This window comes from Nonomuraea sp. NPDC049714, assembly GCF_044465295.1.
Lineage (GTDB): Bacteria > Actinomycetota > Actinomycetes > Streptosporangiales > Streptosporangiaceae > Nonomuraea.
Genome location: NZ_JBITLM010000020.1, coordinates 120697 through 136298, shown reverse-complemented (window position 1 = coordinate 136298; position 15602 = coordinate 120697). Strand labels below are relative to the sequence as shown.

Genomic DNA, 15602 nt, shown 5'->3' with positions numbered 1-15602 from the left:
ATGCACTGGCTTTTAACACACTGTTGAGTTCTCAAGAAACGGACGCGTACATCCCCACACCATCTGATCTCTCAGACCGAGCAGCGGAGGCGCTCATTTCGTATTTAGATCTTAATGGACCGCTTATTTCCTGTCAAATTCAGCGAACTTGCTGGAAATCGGTCAGCCCATCTAGAATTTCTTGCCCTCGAAACTTACCGTGCCATCCCGTGCCTGTCGAATCAACCGGTTTTTCGGTGATCTGGAGACACCCGAGGCGACTCGTGCCTGAGCGCGCTGAAGCGCCTCAACCGAGTGGTCTGTTCTCAAGGGCCCGCTCTGGGGCCCGTCCGCCTGTCGGCGTCCGGCTCACTCCCGGGGCGAACTAAAAGAATAGGTCGCGATCCCCCAGACGTCAAATCGCCCCCGCACCCGCCCACCTGGACGACCCGGCACAGGGACGCCCGGCGCCTCAGGCCGTCAGGGTGCGGACCTGCTCCGGCGAGGTGAAGAGCTCCGCCGACATCCCCGCCGCACGCGCCGCTACGACATTGACCTCGTTGTCGTCGAAGAACAGCACGTCCCCCGTGGCCACGCCCATCCGTTCGGCACAGATCTCGTACGCCCGCCGATCCGGCTTGGCCACGCCGATCCGGCACGAATAGGTGAGCGCGGAGAAGCGCCCCAGCCAGTCCCCGTGCCGCGCCTCCCAGATGGGCACCAGTTCCTCGATGATGTTGGACAGCAGCCCGAGCATCCGCCCCCGGTCGGCCAGTTCGTGCACCACGGCCACCATCTCGGGATCGACGTGGCACCAGCTCTCCAGGTCGGCGTCCATCAGCGCCGGCACATCGGCGAAGCGGGTGCCCAGCCGCCCGGCGACGTCCGCCCAGTACAGGGCACTCTCCTGCCCGGCGTCATAGGCGGGCCTGCACGCCCAGTAGGCCTCCCAGAACGACTCCTCCTGCACCCCGGCAAGATCGACGAGCTGCTGCTTCGCCTCATCTGTCTGCGTACGGGCGATAACGCCGTACAAATCGAACACGATTACTTCAGGCATGGTTTCGAGCTTATGCGCGTATTCTGCCCCGGTGACCAGTGCCGCCACGCTTGCCCCACCCATCACCCCAGCCACCCGTCCGTCCAGGTCAAGCCCATGGTGGGCGGCCCTGGCGGCCGGAGCGGTGGCGTTCAGCGGGACGGGGGCCTCCACCCTCAACGGTGACGAGATCGCCACGATCAGCGCGGCCACCCGCTCACTGTCGGGGCTGTGGGAGCTCGCCCAGCACATCGACGGGCATTTCCTGCCCTACTACGTGTTCATCCACTTCTGGGCGATGGTCAGCACGGCGGAGCTGTGGTTGCGGCTGCCGTCCGCACTGGCGATCGCGGTGGGCGCGGGGTTTCTCGTCGAGCTGGGGCGGCGGCTGCACAGCACCCGAGCGGGGCTGACGGCGGCCGCGCTGTTCGCCGTGCTGCCTTCGGTGTCGTACTACGGGGCCTTCGCGAGGTCGTACTCCTTCGCCGCCGCCGCGGTGGTGTTCTCGTTCTGGGCGCTGCATCGGGCCGTCGAGTCGCCGGCCGCGCGGCGCTGGGTGCTGTACGGGGTGAGTGTGGCGCTGGTGTGCTGCACGCACCTGTTCGCGGTGCTCGTCCTGCCCGCGCAGTTGCTGGCCGCCGCCGTTCTGCTGCCGCGCCGGACGCTGCTGCTGCGGATGCTGCCCGCGCTCGCCGTCGGCGGGCTGCCCGCCCTGGTGCTGGGACTGGTGGGGTACGGCGAGCGGCACGCGATCAGCTGGATCCCGCAGCGCGGTCCCGACGTGCTGCTGAAGTTCCCCAAGATGGCGGCGGGCGCGACCGAGCCCGGGGTGCTGCTGTTCGCGGTGGCCCTGGCCGGGGTGGTGCTGCTGTGGCTCGCGGCGCGCGGTTCGCGCGCCGACGGCCGGATCGTGGTGAGCCGGCCGTGGCTGGCGGCGCTGCTGGGCTGGCTGCTCCTGCCGCCGCTGCTGCTGCTCGCGGTCTCGCATCTGGTGACGCCTGTGTACGTGGACCGCTACCTCTTCGTCACCGCTCCGGCGCTGGCGCTGCTGGCCGGGCTCACGGTGGCGGGGATGTTCCGCGGCCGCACGGCGGTGCTGGCGTGCTGCGCGCTGGTGCTGGTCACCGGTGGCGCCGGGGTGATGCAGCAGTTGGAGGTACGGGAGGTCAACGGGCGCTTCGAGGACGTCCCGTGGGCCGTACGGAAGATCGACACCCGGCCGGGGGACGCGATCGTGTTCGGCCAGAGCGCGGTGCGGGCCAGGTTCGACTATTACGGTGACGACTCGATGCCCGACGACGTGCTGCGCGTGGGGTCGGCGCCGGAGCCGGACGGGTTCGGGTTCCCGGAGCGGGACGATGTGGCCGAGGCGCTGGCCGGGCGGGAGCGGGTGTGGGCCGTGTGGCGCGGCGCCAAGTCAGCCGGGCCCCGCTTCGACCGGATCAAGGCACTGCGAAGCGCCGGCTTCACGCAGGAGTCGGCGTGGCACTCGGCGGATCTGCCCGGCCTCACGGTCGCGCTCTACACCCGACGGTAGCGAGCCCGTGCCCCGAGCTCTGCACCCGGCGGTAGCGAGCCCGTACCCGGAAAGCGCTCCGACGACGGCGGGCCCGTGAACGAAAACACCAGCGGCCGCTCAGGAACACCCGAGCGACAGCGAACGGGCCCTCCCCGTGGGAGAGCCCGTTCGCGTCGGGCTCAGCCGACCTCGACGCCGCCGATCGACTTCTTGCCGCGCCGCAGCACCATGAACCTGCCGTGGAGCAAGTCGTCGGCGGACGGCGTGTGGGTCTCGTCGGTGATCTTGACGTTGTTGAGGTAGGCGCCGCCCTCCTTGACCGCCCGGCGGGCCGCCGACTTCGACTCCACCAGGCCGCTGTCGGCCAGCAGGTCCACGAAGGTCGCGCCGAGCGCGGGGACGGTGGCCTTGGGCACCTCCGCGAGGGCGGCCGCCAGCGTCGAGGCCGGGAGCTCGTCGAGCGAACCCTGGCCGAACAGCGCCTTGGACGCCGCGACGACCGCGGCCAGCTCGTCGGAGCCGTGCACCATCGTGGTCAGGTCCTCGGCGAGGGTGCGCTGCGCCTCACGGGCGAAGGGCCGGTCGGCGACGGCCTTCTCCAGCGCCTCGATCTCCTCCCGGCCACGGAAGGTGAACACCTTGAGGAAACGGATCACGTCCCGGTCGTCGGCGTTCAGCCAGTACTGGTAGAACGCGTACGGCGAGGTCAGCGCCGGGTCGAGCCAGACGGCGCCACCGGCCGTCTTGCCGAACTTGGTGCCGTCGGCCTTGGTGATCAGGTGGCCGGTCAGGGCGTGCACGTGGACGCCCTCGACCCGCCTGATCAGGTCGACGCCCGCGGTGATGTTGCCCCACTGGTCGGTGCCGCCGACCTGCAGCGTGCAGCCGTGGCGGCGGTAGAGCTCGAGGTAGTCGTTGGACTGCAGGATCTGGTAGCTGAACTCGGTGTAGCTGAGGCCGTCACCGCCGAGCCTGGCGGAGACCGCCTCGCGGGCCAGCATCCGGTTGACCGGGAAGTGCTTGCCGATGTCGCGCAGGAAGTCGATGGCGGACATCTCGGCCGTCCAGTCGAGGTTGCTGACCAACTCCGCCGCGTTGGGCCCGCCCTCGAACGACAGGAACCTCTCCACCTGCACCCGGATCCTGGACACCCACTCGGCCACGACCTCGGAGGTGTTGAGCACCCGCTCGGTGCTGCGGCCGCTGGGGTCGCCGATCAGGCCGGTGGCGCCGCCGACCAGGCCGATCGGCCGGTGGCCGGCGCGCTGGAAACGGGTCAGGATCAGCAACGTGGCGAGGTTGCCGACATGCAGCGACGGCGCGGTGGGGTCGAAGCCCGCATAGACCGTGATCGGACCCTTCGACAGCGCCTCCCGCAGGGCGTCGATGTCGGTGGTCTGCGCGGTCACGTCGCGCCATTCGAGCTCATCGAGAATGTCGGTCACGGTGCTGGCTCTCCGCTAGAGGTTGAGTGGTTACAGCGTGCCCGATCGCGCCGCATGACCGCTACTTGGATAGTCTCGATCACCATGTGGAAGGTCCGTCGCGAGCTGGCATTTTTCAAGATCTTAGGGGGTCTGGCATGCGCCGGGCTCGCCGCCTACTGGTACGTGGACGGTGACGTGCGCGGGGTGATCCTGGCGGTGCCGGCCGCCCTGCTGGTGGGGGCGATGGGGGTGCGCGATCTGCTGGTGCCGGAGCGGCTCTCGGCGGACGAGGACGGCATCACCGTGGTGCACGGCTTCGCCGGCCGGCGGCACGTGCCGTGGGATGCGATCGAGGACGTCAAGGTGGACGTGCGCAGGAGGTTCGGGCTGCGCAGCGAGATGCTGGAGATCGACACCGGCGACAACCTGCACATCTTCAGCCCTCACGATCTGGGCGCCTCCCCCACCGAGGTGGCCGCGGTGCTGCGCCGGCGCGGCGCGTGAACCTTGTAGGGCGACACGGTCGGGTCGCCCTCGACCCAGAACCGCCAGGGTACGTCCTTGGCCGTCGAGACACCCGTCCGCGGCCCTGACCTGATCGCGCCGGGCTCCGGCGGGTGGCCTTCGAGCAGGACGACCGAGCCGACCGGCAGGCCGGTCAGCGCGCGCGACCGGCCGTGACCGTCCGGCGAGCCGCCCGGCGGCCCGCCCAGCGGCCCGCCCAGCGCCTGCGGGGAGCCCTCCCAGATGGCGTCGAGGCCGTTGTGCTCGCGCAGCAGCCCGAGCGCCACCGCCAGCCGGGCCGGGCCGCGAGCCAGGTCCCGGTCGGCCAGCGCCTTGCCGCCCGAGCGGCGCGCGCGGGCCACGCTGCCGCCCGCGATCACCTCGCCGGCCCGCATCAGCACCCCCGACCCGTGGCCCTCGGGCAGGCAGACGACGTTTGCGCAGAAGTGCATGCCGTAGGTGAAGTACACGTACAGGTGGCCGGGCGGGCCGAACATGACCGCGTTGCGCGGCGTCCTGCCCCGGTAGGTGTGGGCCGCCGGATCCTCGCCCGCGCCGCCGTACGCCTCGACCTCGGTGAGTCGTACGGCGACCAGCCCGTCCACGGTGCCGTGCACGAGCACGCGCCCGAGCAGCTCGGGCGCGACCTCGTGCGACGGCCTGTCGAAGAAGGCGCGCGGCAGGGGCGCGGAGCTCAGGAGCCCGCCGCCCATGCCGCCTGGGCGTCGACCGCCTCGCCCAGCGCCACGAGCTGGTCGCGGACGCGGTCGGGGGCGGTGCCGCCGGGGGCCTTGCGCGCGGCCAGGGCGCCCGGCACGTTGAGCACGTCGCGGACGTCCGGGGTGAGGTGCGGTGAGACCTTGGCCAGCTCGTCGTCGGTGAGGTCGCCGAGGTCGGAGTCGTTGACCTGGCACCACACCACGAGGTGCCCGACGGCCTCGTGCGCGTCGCGGAACGGCACGCCACGGCGCACCAGCAGCTCGGCCAGGTCGGTGGCCAGCGCGAAGCCGTCGGGGGCGGACTCCTGCATGCGGGCGGTGTTGACGCGCATGGTGGCGACCAGGCCGGCCACCGCGGGCAGGACCAGCAGCAGCGTGTCGACCGAGTCGAACACGGGCTCCTTGTCCTCCTGCAGGTCGCGGTTGTAGGTGAGCGGCAGGCCCTTGAGCGTGGTCAGCAGCGCCATGAGGTTGCCGATGAGCCGGCCGGACTTGCCGCGGGCCAGCTCGGCGACGTCCGGGTTCTTCTTCTGGGGCATGATCGACGAGCCGGTGGAGTAGGCGTCGTCCATCTCGATCCAGCGGAACTCCTGCGAGGCCCAGAGCACGATCTCCTCGCCCAGCCGCGACAGGTGCATGCCGATCATGGCGGCCGCGAACAGGAACTCGGCGGCGAAGTCACGGTCGGAGACCGCGTCCATCGAGTTGGCCGCCGGCGCCGAGAAGCCGAGCTCCTCGGCCACGGCCTGCGGGTCGAGCGGCAGCGACGAGCCGGCCAGCGCGCCCGCGCCGAGCGGCGAGATCGCCGCGCGCTTGTCCCAGTCGATGAGCCGGTCGATGTCGCGGGTGAAGGCGTGCACGTGCGCGAGCAGCTGGTGGCCGAAGGAGACCGGCTGCGCGTGCTGCAGGTGCGTCATGCCGGGCGCGGCGGTCTCGGCGTGCTGCTCGGCCTGGGTCATCAGCGCCGTTTCCAGCTCGACCAGGCGGGAGACGATCGTGCGGGCGTGATCGCGGAGATAGAGGCGCAGGTCCGTGGCGATCTGGTCGTTGCGGCTGCGGCCCGCGCGCAGCTTGCCGCCGAGCGAGCCGAGCCGCTCCAGCAGGCCGCGCTCCAGGGCGGTGTGCACGTCCTCGTCGGCGACCGTCGGCCGGAACTCCCCCGCCTTGCAGGCGCGTTCGAGGTCGTCGAGCGCGCCGATCATGCGCTCGAGCTCGTCGGCGTCCAGCAACTCCGCCTTGTGCAGCACGCGGGCGTGCGCCCTGGACGCTGCCAGGTCGTACGGCACCAGCCGCCAGTCGAAGTGCACGCTCACCGAAAGGCGGGCCAGCGCGTCGGACGGGCCGCCCTCGAAGCGGCCGCCCCACAGCCGCATCGGCTTGCCATCACTCACCAGTGTCTCCTCAAACTTCCCCACGACGTCCTCCGCGACGATAGTGCAACTCAGCCGTGCTTGGCGTCGCGCGCCGCTGCGATCTTGGATGGCAGGCTGAAGAGCTGCACGAAGCCCTTGGCCAGGGACTGGTCGAAGGTGTCGCCGGTGTCGTAGGTGGCGAGCGAGAAGTCGTACAGGGACTGCTCGGAGCGCCTGCCGGTGACGGTGGCCTTGCCGCCGTGCAAGGTCATGCGGATGTCACCCGAAACGTACTTCTGCGTGTCGGCGATCAGCGTGTCGAGGGCGCGCTTGAGCGGCGAGAACCACAGGCCGTCGTAGACGAGCTCGCTCCAGCGCTGGTCGACGCCCCGCTTGAAGCGGGCCAGATCGCGCTCGACGGTGACGCTCTCCAGCTCCATGTGCGCGGTGATCAGCGCGATGGCGCCGGGCGCCTCGTAGACCTCGCGGGACTTGATGCCGACCAGCCGGTCCTCGACCATGTCGATGCGGCCGACGCCCTGCGCGCCGGCGCGCTTGTTGAGCTCGTCGATGACCTGGTACGGGGTCAGCGGGCGGCCGTCGATCTTGACCGGGACGCCCTGCTCGAAGGTGATGACGAGCTCGTCCGGCTCGCGCGGGACGGCGGGGTCGGCGGTGTAGGAGTAGACGTCCTCGGTGGGGCCGTTCCAGATGTCCTCCAGGAAGCCGGTCTCGACGGCGCGGCCCCACAGGTTCTGGTCGATCGAGAACGGGTTCTTCTTGGTGGTCTCGATCGGCAGGCCCCGCTGCTCGGCGAACTCGATCGCCTTGTCGCGGGTCCAGGCGTAGTCGCGGGCCGGGGCGACGACCTTGAGGTCGGGCGCCAGCGCGGCCAGGCCGGCCTCGAAGCGGACCTGGTCGTTGCCCTTGCCGGTACAGCCGTGGGAGACGATCGTGCCGCCGAACTGCTTGGCGGCGGTGACCAGATGCTTGACGATGAGAGGCCGCGACAGCGAGGACAGGAGAGGGTAGCGGTCCATGTAGAGGGCGTTGGCCTGGAGGGCGGGCACGCAGAAGTCCGCGGCGTACTCCTCCTTGGCGTCCACCACGACGGACTCGACCGCGCCGCAGTCCATGGCGCGCTTCTGGATGACCCCCATGTCCTCGCCGCCCTGGCCGAGATCCACCGCGACGGCGACGACCTCGGCGTTCATCTTCTCGGCGAGGAACGGGATGGCGACTGACGTGTCGAGGCCACCCGAGAACGCTAGAACTACTCTCTCCGTCATTTCGTGATCTCCATTACTAAAGTCTGAAATTTCGCCTGTAGTGGGCTAGGTGCGTCGGTCAGCCACCTTCAGCAGGGCCTCGGCAACAGCATGTCCGCCCTGCGGATCACGGCTGATGACCAGGATCGTGTCGTCGCCCGCGACGGTGCCGAGGATCGACTCCCAGTCGGCGTGGTCGATGGCGGAGGCGAGGAACTGCGCGGCGCCCGGCGGCGTCCTGGCGATCACCAGGTTGGCCGACGCTTCGGCGCTGACCAGCAGTTCCTCCGCGATGCGGTGCAGCCGGGCGGCGGGCGACTCGCCGGTGCCGAGCCGCGCCAGCGGGATCCGGCCGCCGCCCTCGCCGGGCAGCGCGTAGACCAGCGAGCCGTCCTCGGCGCGCAGCTTGAGCGCGCCCAGCTCGTCGAGGTCGCGGGAGAGCGTGGCCTGGGTGACCTCGACGCCGCTCTCGGCGAGCAGCTTGGCCAGCTCGGGCTGGGAGCGTACGGCCTGCCGCTGCAGCAGGTCGGTGATCTTCGCCTGCCGGGCGACCTTGGTCATCGGTACGGTCATGTCCGGCTCACCAGCCAGTGCAGCAGCGCCTTCTGCGCGTGCAGCCGATTCTCCGCCTGGTCCCACACCACACTCCGCGGGCCGTCGAGCACCTCCTCGGTGATCTCGTTGCCACGGTAGGCCGGCAGGCAGTGCAGCACGATCGCGTCGTCCGCGGCGTGCGCCATGAGCTCGGCGTTGACCTGGTAGGGCATGAGCGTCGCCAGCCGCTCCTCCTTGCCGTCCTGGCCCATCGACACCCAGGTGTCGGCGGCCACGACGTGCGCGCCCTGGACCGCGGCCACCGGGTCCGACAGCGAGACCACGGAGCCACCGGTCCGCGCGGCGATGGCCGCCGCCTGGCCGAGGACGACGGCGTCGGGCTGGTAGCCGGCCGGGGCGGCGACGCGTACGTGCATCCCCGCCGTGGCGCCGCCGAGCAGGTAGGAGTGGGCCATGTTGTTGGCGCCGTCGCCGACGTAGGTCAGCGTCAGCCCGGCCGTCCTGCCGAGCTTCTCCCGCACCGTCTGCAGGTCGGCGAGGATCTGGCAGGGGTGGAAGTCGTCGGTGAGCGCGTTGACCACGGGCACCGCGGAGTTCGCCGCCATGGTGTCGATCAGCCGCTGGCCGTTGGTGCGCCAGACGATGGCGGCGACCTGCCGGTCGAGCACCCGCGCGAGGTCCTCGACGGGCTCCCCCCGGCCCATCAGCGTCGAGACGCCGTCGACGACCAGCGGCAGGCCGCCGAGCTCGCCGATGCCGACGTGGAAGGAGATGCGGGTCCTGGCCGACGGCTTGTCGAACAGCACCGCGACCGTCTGGGGCCCCTCGAACGGACGGTAGCCGTACCGGTCCTTCTTCATCGCCGCGGCCAGGTCGAGCACCTCGGCCTGCTCGTCGGGCGACAGGTCGTCGTCGCGCAGGAAGTGCCTGGTCATCCGGCCGCCTCCGTCAGGATCCGGGGGAACGCGTCGACGAACGCGTCGATCTCCTCGGCGGTCACGACCAGCGGCGGCGCGAGCCGTACGGCGTCCGGCTGCAGGGCGTTGACCAGGAAGCCGGCGTCGGCGGCGGCCTGCTGCACCTTGCCGGAGACCGGCTCGCGGAGCACGACGGCCAGCCACAGGCCGCGCCCGCGCACCCCCTTCAGCAGGGGGTGGTCGATCGCCTCCAGCCCGCCGCGCAGCCGCGCGCCGGCCGACCGCACGTGGTCGAGGTCCACATGATCGAGTACGGCCAGCGCGGCGGCGCACGAGACCGGGTTGCCACCGAAGGTGGAGCCGTGGTCGCCCTTGTCGAACAGGGTGCCCGCGTCGCCGAAGCCGATGCAGGCGCCGATCGGCAGGCCGCCGCCCAGACCCTTGGCCAGGGTGAGGATGTCGGGGGTGAAGCCGTCGGCCTGGTGGGCGAACCAGTGGCCGGTGCGGCCGATGGCCGACTGGATCTCGTCGGCCACGAGCAGCGCGCCGGTGGCGTCGCAGATCTCGCGGGCCGCCGCCAGATAGCCGTCGGGCGGCGGGACCACGCCCGCCTCGCCCTGCGTGGGCTCCAGGAAGACCGCGGCGCAGTCGCCGGTGACGGCCTCCTTGAGCGCGTCCGCGTCACCGTACGGGACGAACCGGACGTCCGTCGGGAACGGGCCGAACTGATCGCGGATCGACGCCTTGCCGGTCAGCGACAGCGCGCCGAGGGTGCGGCCGTGGAATCCGTTCTCGGCGGCGACCAGGTAGGTGCGGCCGGTGCGCCTGGCGTACTTGAGCGCGAGCTTGAGCGCGGCCTCGTTGGCCTCGGTGCCGGAGTTGGCGAAGAACACGCGGCCGGGCGTGTCCAGCAGGCCCAGCAGCCGCTCGGCGAGCAGCACCTCGGGCTCGTGCAGGAACAGGTTGCTGGTGTGCGCGATGGTTGCCACCTGCTTGGAGACCGCCTCGACCAGCGCCGGGTGGGCGTGGCCGAGCGAGGTGACCGCGATGCCGCCGATGAAGTCGAGGTAGGGCTTGCCGTCGACGTCCCATACGCGGGTGCCCTCGCCCTTGGCGAGTGCGACCGGCGGGACGCCGTAGTTGGGCATGAATGCCTGCTCGAACCTTTCGTAGAGGCTCATGAGGGCATCACCATGGTTCCGATTCCTTCGTTGGTGAAGATCTCCAGCAGCAGCGAGTGGGGCACCCGGCCGTCGAGCACGTGCGCCTGCGGGACGCCGCCCTGGACCGCGGTCAGGCAGGCTTCCATCTTGGGCACCATGCCGCTCGACAGGCTCGGGATGAGCCGTTCCAGCTCCGCCGCGTTCAGCTGGTCGATCAGTTCGGTGTTGTCGGGCCAGTTGGCGTACAGGCCCTCGACGTCGGTGAGCACGACCAGCTTCTCCGCGCTCAGCGCCACGGCGAGGGCGGCGGCGGCGGTGTCGGCGTTCACGTTGAAGACCTCCCCGTCGACGCCACGCGCCACGCTGGAGACCACGGGGATGCGACCGTCGGCGATCAGGGCCTGCACCGCGCCGGGCTCGACCTTGACGATCTCGCCGACCTGCCCGATGTCGACCGGGCTGCCGTCGACCATCGCGCTCTTGCGCTCGGCGGTGAACAGGTGGGCGTCCTCGCCCGACAGGCCGACCGCGAACGGGCCGTGCCGGTTGACCAGGCCCACGATGTCGCGGTTGACCTGGCCGACCAGCACCATCCTGACGACCTTCATGGCCTCCGGGGTGGTGACGCGCAGCCCGGCGGTGAAGGTCGACTCGATGCCGAGCCGGTCGAGATGCTCGCTGATCTGCGGGCCGCCGCCGTGCACGACGACGGGCCGGAGCCCGGCGTAGCGCAGGAAGACGATGTCCTCGGCGAAGCCCTCCTTGAGCGCCTCGTCGGTCATCGCGTTGCCGCCGTACTTGATCACGATGGTGGCGCCGTGGAAGCGCTCCAGCCAGGGCAGCGCCTCGATCAGCACGCCCGCCTTGGCGTGTGCGGTGCCGGCCCTCATGAGGAGTACGCCGAGTTCTCGTGGACGTAGTCGGCCGTCAGGTCGGTGGTGTGCACGGTCGCGGTGTGCGGCCCGGCCGACAGGTCGACGGTGATCGTCACGTCTCGGGGGCGCATGTCCACCTTGGCGCGGTCGTCGCCGACCGCGCCGGCGCGGCAGATCCAGATGCCGTTGATGGCGACGTTGAGCCGGTCGGGCTCGAACTCGGCGTCGGTGGTGCCGACGGCCGACAGCACGCGGCCCCAGTTGGGGTCCTCGCCGTGGATGGCGCACTTGAGCAGGTTGGAGCGGGCGACCGCCCGGCCCACCTTGACCGCGTCGTCCTCGGACGCGGCGCCGACCACCTCGATGGCGATGGCCTTGGAGGCGCCCTCGGCGTCGACGAGAAGCTGCCTGGCCAGGTCGGCGCAGACCTCGGTGACCTTCTGCTCGAACTCCGAAATATCGGGCTTCGTCCCGGAAGCGCCGCTCGACATCAGCAGGACCGTGTCATTGGTCGACATGCAGCCGTCGGTGTCGAGCCGGTCGAACGTCTGCGCGGTGGCCCTGCGCAGCACCGCGTCGAGCTCCTCGGCGGTGAGGTCGGCGTCGGTGGTGATGACGCTGAGCATGGTGGCCAGGCCGGGAGCGAGCATGCCCGCGCCCTTGGCCATGCCGCCCACCATGTAGCCGTCGCCCCGCTTGAAGGAGATCTTGGACACGGTGTCGGTGGTGCGGATCGCATCGGCCGCGGCCAGGCCGCCGTCGCGGGAGAGCTGTGCGGCCGCCACCTCCACGCCGGGCAGCAGGTCGTCCATGGGCAGCCGCTCGCCGATCAGGCCGGTCGAGCAGACCGCGATCTCGCCCGCGGAGTCCTCGATGACCTCGGCCACCTTCTCGGCCGTAGCGTGCGTGTCCTGGAAGCCCTCGGGGCCGGTGCATGCGTTGGCGCCGCCTGAGTTGAGCACGACCGCTCGCAGCCGGCCGCCGCGCAGGACCTGCTGTGACCAGAGCACCGGAGCGGCCTTCACGCGGTTGGCGGTGAAGACTCCGGCGGCCGCGCGGCTCGGACCGTCGTTGACGACGAGGGCCAGATCGCGCGAGCCGCCCGCCTTGATGCCGGCGGCGACGCCCGCGGCCCGGAAGCCGAGAGGTGCGGTCACGCTCATACGGCCTCCCTCATCGTCCGCCAGGGTGTCAGCCACCCGTGCTTGCTGGTTGATCGACTGCGCTTGCTCACGGAGCAACTCCTGTCAGGGGGAGGCCGAGCTCTTCCGGCAGGCCGAGGGCGAGGTTGGCGCTCTGGACAGCGCCCCCGGCCGTGCCCTTGGTGAGGTTGTCGATGGCGATGACGGCGACCACGCGGCCGGCGCGCTCGTCGAGCGTCACCTGCACGGCGGCGGTGTTGGCGCCGTAGGTCATCGCGGTGGCGGGCCAGGTGCCTTCGGGCAACAGGCGCACGAACGGCTCGGCCTTCAGCGCCACCTCGTAGGCGGTCCTGAGCGACTGCTGGGTGAGGCCGGGCTTGGCGGGTGCCGAGCAGGTGGCCAGGATGCCGCGGCTCATCGGGGCCAGGGTCGGGGTGAACGACACCCGCACCGGCACTCCCGCGGCCAGGCTGAGGCCCTGCTCCATCTCCGGCGTGTGGCGGTGAATCCCGCCCACGCCGTAGGCGCTGACCGAGCCCATGACCTCGCTGCCCAGCAGGCTGGGCTTGAGCGACCGCCCGGCGCCGCTGGTGCCGCTGGCGGCCACGACCACCACCTCCGGCTCGGCCAGGCCGTGCGCGAAGGCGGGGAGCAGCGCCAGCAGGACGGAGGTCGGGTAACAGCCCGGCACCGCGATGCGGGTGGCGGCGCGCAGCACGTCGCGCTGGCCGGGCAGCTCGGGCAGGCCGTAGGGCCAGGTGCCGGCGTGCTCGCCGCCGTAGAACTCCTGCCAGGCGGCGGGGTCGGCGAGCCGGTGATCGGCGCCGCAGTCGACGACGAGCGTATCCTTTCCGAGCTGGGCGGCCACCGCCGCCGAGTGGCCGTGCGGCAGGGCCAGGAAGACCACGTCGTGGCCGGCGAGCGCCTCCGCGGTGGTCTCCTGGATGATCCGGTCGGCCAGCTGGGGCAGCTGGGGCTGGTGGGCGCCGAGCGCGCTGCCCGCGCTGGAGGCCGCGGTGAGCGTGCCGATCTCCAGTTCGGGGTGGCTGAGCAGGAGGCGGAGCAACTCGCCACCCGCATAGCCACTGGCGCCGGCGATCGCCGCTCTCATCAGACCTCCTGCATGTTCATGCATCCGTGCTCATGTTCTTGCTTATCGATGATGCCCTCCAGAGGGTGCACATGCAAGCCGATAGCGCCGAGTGTCCAGATGTCGAGACGATGTCCGAGTCCTCATTCCCCCTGCGACCGGCCGTGAGGACGCCTAGCGCTACGTACCTACCGGTCGGTATTGTGATGTATTCGACAGTCGTGACCTGCCGGGAGTACTGCGTAATGACCCTTTCGCACGACGAGGTTCAAGCCAAACTCACCGCCCCGGGCGAGCTTTTCGAGACCGTGGAGCTCGGCGACACCGGAATACGCACGTGGAAACACGCCCCCACCGACCACCGTGCCCTGCTCGACATCAGCAGGTTCCACGGCGACAAGGTCTTCCTGGTCTACGAGGACGAGCACATCACCTTCGAAGACCACTTCCGGCGGGTCGCGGCCCTGGCCGGCCGCCTCATCGAGGACTACGGCGTGAGCAAGGGCGACCGGGTGGCGATCGCCATGCGCAACTATCCGGAATGGTCGATCGCCTTCTCCGCCGTCCTGGTCTGCGGGGCCATCGCCGTGCCGCTCAACGCCTGGTGGACCGAGCCCGAGCTGGCCTACGGGGTGAACGACTCGGGGGCCAAGGTGCTCATCGCCGACGCCGAGCGCGCCGTCAGGCTGCTGGGGACCGGCGTGCCGCTGATCGTCGTCAGGGGTGAGGCGCCGGAGGGCGCGCGGACCTTCGAGGACGTGCTGGGCGAGGTCACGCCCGAGGCGGCGCTGCCCGTGGTCGACCTCTCCCCCGACGACCCGGCCACCATCTTCTACACCTCGGGCACCACCGGCCACCCCAAGGGCGCGCTCGGCACGCACCGCAATCTGGGCCAGTCGCCGATGACGGTCGCCTACGGCTTGATGCGCGCCGTGACGATGGCGGGCAAGGACTACGCCGCGGCCGCCACCGTACGCAGGGTGACGCTGCTGACCGTGCCGCTGTTCCACGTCACCGGCTGCTTCTCCGCGCTGACCACCACCATGTTCAGCGGCGGCTGCCTGGTGCTCATGTACAAGTGGGACGCCGGGAAGGCGCTGCGGCTGATCGAGCGGGAGCGGATCACCGCGATGCTCGGGGTGCCGACCAACGCCTGGCAGCTCCTGTCGCACCCGGACTTCGGCTCCTACGACCTGTCTTCGCTGACCACGCTCGGCTACGGCGGCGCCCCCGCGCCGCCCAAGCTCCTGGAGCGCATCACCCAGAACCTGCCCGACCGGGCGCCCTCCAACGGCTACGGCATGACGGAGACGACGGCGCTGGCCATCGGCAACGGCGGCGCGGACTACCACGCCAGACCCGACAGCATCGGCCGCCCCACGGCCGTGGTGGACGTGCGCGTCGTCAGCCCGATGGGCGAGGAGCTGCCCGCCGGCCAGGTGGGCGAGCTGTGCGTACGCGGCCCGAACGTCATCCGGGGTTACTGGAACAAGCCCCAGGCCACCGCCGAGACGTTCGTGAACGGCTGGCTGCACACCGGCGACCTGGCCAGGATCGACGAGGAGGGCTTCGTCTACATCGTGGACCGGGCCAAGGACATGGTGATCAGGGGTGGCGAGAACGTCTACTGCGCCGAGGTGGAGGCGGCCCTGTTCGATCACCCGGCGGTGGACGACGTGGCGGTGATCGGCGTACCGCACGACGAGCTCGGCGAGGAGGTGGGCGCGGTTGTCCGGCTGGCGCCTGGCGCCACGGTCACCAAGGAGGAGCTGCGGGCCTTCCTGACCGGCCGGATCGCCCCGTTCAAGATCCCCGCGCACGTCTGGTTCCACGACACCGAGCTGCCGCGCAACCCGGGCGGCAAGATCCTCAAGACGCACCTGCGCAGGCAGATTCTGGGCGGCTGAACGACCCGGCGACCCGCGCGGCATCCAGATCTTAGGATCCGCGCGGGTTTGCACGCTTCTGGGACTACCTAGGTAATCCGAATATGGGTAGTGACATAGGGATTTATCACCTGCTGCTGGCGTATGGGGGGAGAGATCCTGGTTAA

Annotated in this window: 14 protein-coding genes; 3 read left to right on the top strand and 11 right to left on the bottom strand. The window is 70.6% G+C overall.

All coding sequences use genetic code 11. The features are described from left to right. Nucleotides 1–451 precede the first annotated feature (451 nt). Nucleotides 452–1039, bottom strand: a complete 588-nt coding sequence (locus ACIBQX_RS47580; RefSeq protein WP_397016878.1) for an HAD family hydrolase — start codon at nt 1037–1039, stop codon at nt 452–454. 31 nt (nt 1040–1070) lie between these two features. Here ACIBQX_RS47580 and ACIBQX_RS47575 point away from each other — a divergent pair, with 31 nt between their 5' ends. Beyond that, entirely contained in the window at nt 1071–2555 is a 1485-nt protein-coding gene (locus tag ACIBQX_RS47575; RefSeq protein ID WP_397016876.1) for a glycosyltransferase family 39 protein, read from the top strand. Nucleotides 2556–2716: 161 nt separating this feature from the next. Here ACIBQX_RS47575 and tyrS read toward each other — a convergent pair whose 3' ends face one another. Then, nucleotides 2717–3982, bottom strand: a complete 1266-nt coding sequence (gene tyrS / locus ACIBQX_RS47570) for a tyrosine--tRNA ligase (RefSeq protein ID WP_397016874.1) — start codon at nt 3980–3982, stop codon at nt 2717–2719. 84 nt (nt 3983–4066) lie between these two features. On the opposite strand from tyrS, the gene ACIBQX_RS47565 reads away from it, so the two are divergent. Continuing rightward, a complete protein-coding gene (locus tag ACIBQX_RS47565; protein ID WP_397016872.1) occupies nt 4067–4468 on the top strand; it encodes a PH domain-containing protein in 402 nt (133 codons plus the stop codon). Here the strand turns inward: ACIBQX_RS47565 and ACIBQX_RS47560 are convergent. The 9 genes from ACIBQX_RS47560 to argC form a co-directional block, all read right to left on the bottom strand. Beyond that, nucleotides 4408–5181, bottom strand: a complete 774-nt coding sequence (locus ACIBQX_RS47560) for a DNA-3-methyladenine glycosylase (protein WP_397016870.1) — start codon at nt 5179–5181, stop codon at nt 4408–4410. The two genes, ACIBQX_RS47565 and ACIBQX_RS47560, sit on opposite strands and share 61 nt — an antisense overlap. Then, nucleotides 5163–6560, bottom strand: coding sequence for an argininosuccinate lyase (gene argH, locus ACIBQX_RS47555; protein WP_397016892.1), 1398 nt, complete (start codon nt 6558–6560; stop codon nt 5163–5165). Before argH ends, ACIBQX_RS47560 begins: the two co-directional genes overlap by 19 nt. Before the next feature lie 68 nt (nt 6561–6628). After that, entirely contained in the window at nt 6629–7828 is a 1200-nt protein-coding gene (locus ACIBQX_RS47550) for an argininosuccinate synthase (RefSeq protein ID WP_397016868.1), read from the bottom strand. A 45-nt stretch (nt 7829–7873) separates the two neighbouring features. After that, the gene (locus tag ACIBQX_RS47545) at nt 7874–8380 is read right to left on the bottom strand and encodes an arginine repressor (protein WP_397016866.1); all 507 of its coding nucleotides are present in this window, start codon (nt 8378–8380) and stop codon (nt 7874–7876) included. Further along, nucleotides 8377–9297, bottom strand: coding sequence for an ornithine carbamoyltransferase (gene argF / locus ACIBQX_RS47540; RefSeq protein ID WP_397016864.1), 921 nt, complete (start codon nt 9295–9297; stop codon nt 8377–8379). Before argF ends, ACIBQX_RS47545 begins: the two co-directional genes overlap by 4 nt. Further along, complete coding sequence (locus tag ACIBQX_RS47535; protein ID WP_397016862.1) at nt 9294–10460, bottom strand: acetylornithine transaminase; 1167 nt, start codon at nt 10458–10460, stop codon at nt 9294–9296. Before ACIBQX_RS47535 ends, argF begins: the two co-directional genes overlap by 4 nt. Beyond that, complete coding sequence (gene argB, locus ACIBQX_RS47530) at nt 10457–11332, bottom strand: acetylglutamate kinase (protein WP_189143760.1); 876 nt, start codon at nt 11330–11332, stop codon at nt 10457–10459. Before argB ends, ACIBQX_RS47535 begins: the two co-directional genes overlap by 4 nt. Next, on the bottom strand, nt 11329–12480 hold the full coding sequence (argJ, locus tag ACIBQX_RS47525; RefSeq protein ID WP_397016860.1) for a bifunctional glutamate N-acetyltransferase/amino-acid acetyltransferase ArgJ: 1152 nt from the start codon (nt 12478–12480) through the stop codon (nt 11329–11331). The genes argB and argJ overlap by 4 nt, the downstream gene beginning before the upstream one ends. Nucleotides 12481–12547: 67 nt before the next feature. Further along, on the bottom strand, nt 12548–13570 hold the full coding sequence (gene argC, locus ACIBQX_RS47520; protein WP_397016858.1) for an N-acetyl-gamma-glutamyl-phosphate reductase: 1023 nt from the start codon (nt 13568–13570) through the stop codon (nt 12548–12550). A 224-nt stretch (nt 13571–13794) separates the two neighbouring features. Between argC and ACIBQX_RS47515 the strand changes: the two genes are divergently transcribed. Further along, complete coding sequence (locus ACIBQX_RS47515) at nt 13795–15456, top strand: class I adenylate-forming enzyme family protein (protein WP_397016856.1); 1662 nt, start codon at nt 13795–13797, stop codon at nt 15454–15456. The last annotated feature ends 146 nt before the right edge of the window (nt 15457–15602 follow it).

Excerpts from the sequence above, each read along its gene's own strand:
- argB (WP_189143760.1), bottom strand. The coding sequence starts at position 11,332 with ATGAGGGCCGGCACCGCACACGCCAAGGCGGGCGTGCTGATCGAGGCG.
- ACIBQX_RS47550 (WP_397016868.1), bottom strand. The coding sequence starts at position 7,828 with ATGACGGAGAGAGTAGTTCTAGCGTTCTCGGGTGGCCTCGACACGTCA.
- ACIBQX_RS47560 (WP_397016870.1), bottom strand. The coding sequence starts at position 5,181 with ATGGGCGGCGGGCTCCTGAGCTCCGCGCCCCTGCCGCGCGCCTTCTTC.
- ACIBQX_RS47535 (WP_397016862.1), bottom strand. The coding sequence starts at position 10,460 with ATGAGCCTCTACGAAAGGTTCGAGCAGGCATTCATGCCCAACTACGGC.
- ACIBQX_RS47515 (WP_397016856.1), top strand. The coding sequence starts at position 13,795 with ATGACCCTTTCGCACGACGAGGTTCAAGCCAAACTCACCGCCCCGGGC.
- argC (WP_397016858.1), bottom strand. The coding sequence starts at position 13,570 with ATGAGAGCGGCGATCGCCGGCGCCAGTGGCTATGCGGGTGGCGAGTTG.
- argF (WP_397016864.1), bottom strand. The coding sequence starts at position 9,297 with ATGACCAGGCACTTCCTGCGCGACGACGACCTGTCGCCCGACGAGCAG.
- ACIBQX_RS47565 (WP_397016872.1), top strand. The coding sequence starts at position 4,067 with ATGTGGAAGGTCCGTCGCGAGCTGGCATTTTTCAAGATCTTAGGGGGT.
- argH (WP_397016892.1), bottom strand. The coding sequence starts at position 6,560 with ATGCGGCTGTGGGGCGGCCGCTTCGAGGGCGGCCCGTCCGACGCGCTG.
- argJ (WP_397016860.1), bottom strand. The coding sequence starts at position 12,480 with ATGAGCGTGACCGCACCTCTCGGCTTCCGGGCCGCGGGCGTCGCCGCC.
- ACIBQX_RS47545 (WP_397016866.1), bottom strand. The coding sequence starts at position 8,380 with ATGACCGTACCGATGACCAAGGTCGCCCGGCAGGCGAAGATCACCGAC.
- ACIBQX_RS47580 (WP_397016878.1), bottom strand. The coding sequence starts at position 1,039 with ATGCCTGAAGTAATCGTGTTCGATTTGTACGGCGTTATCGCCCGTACG.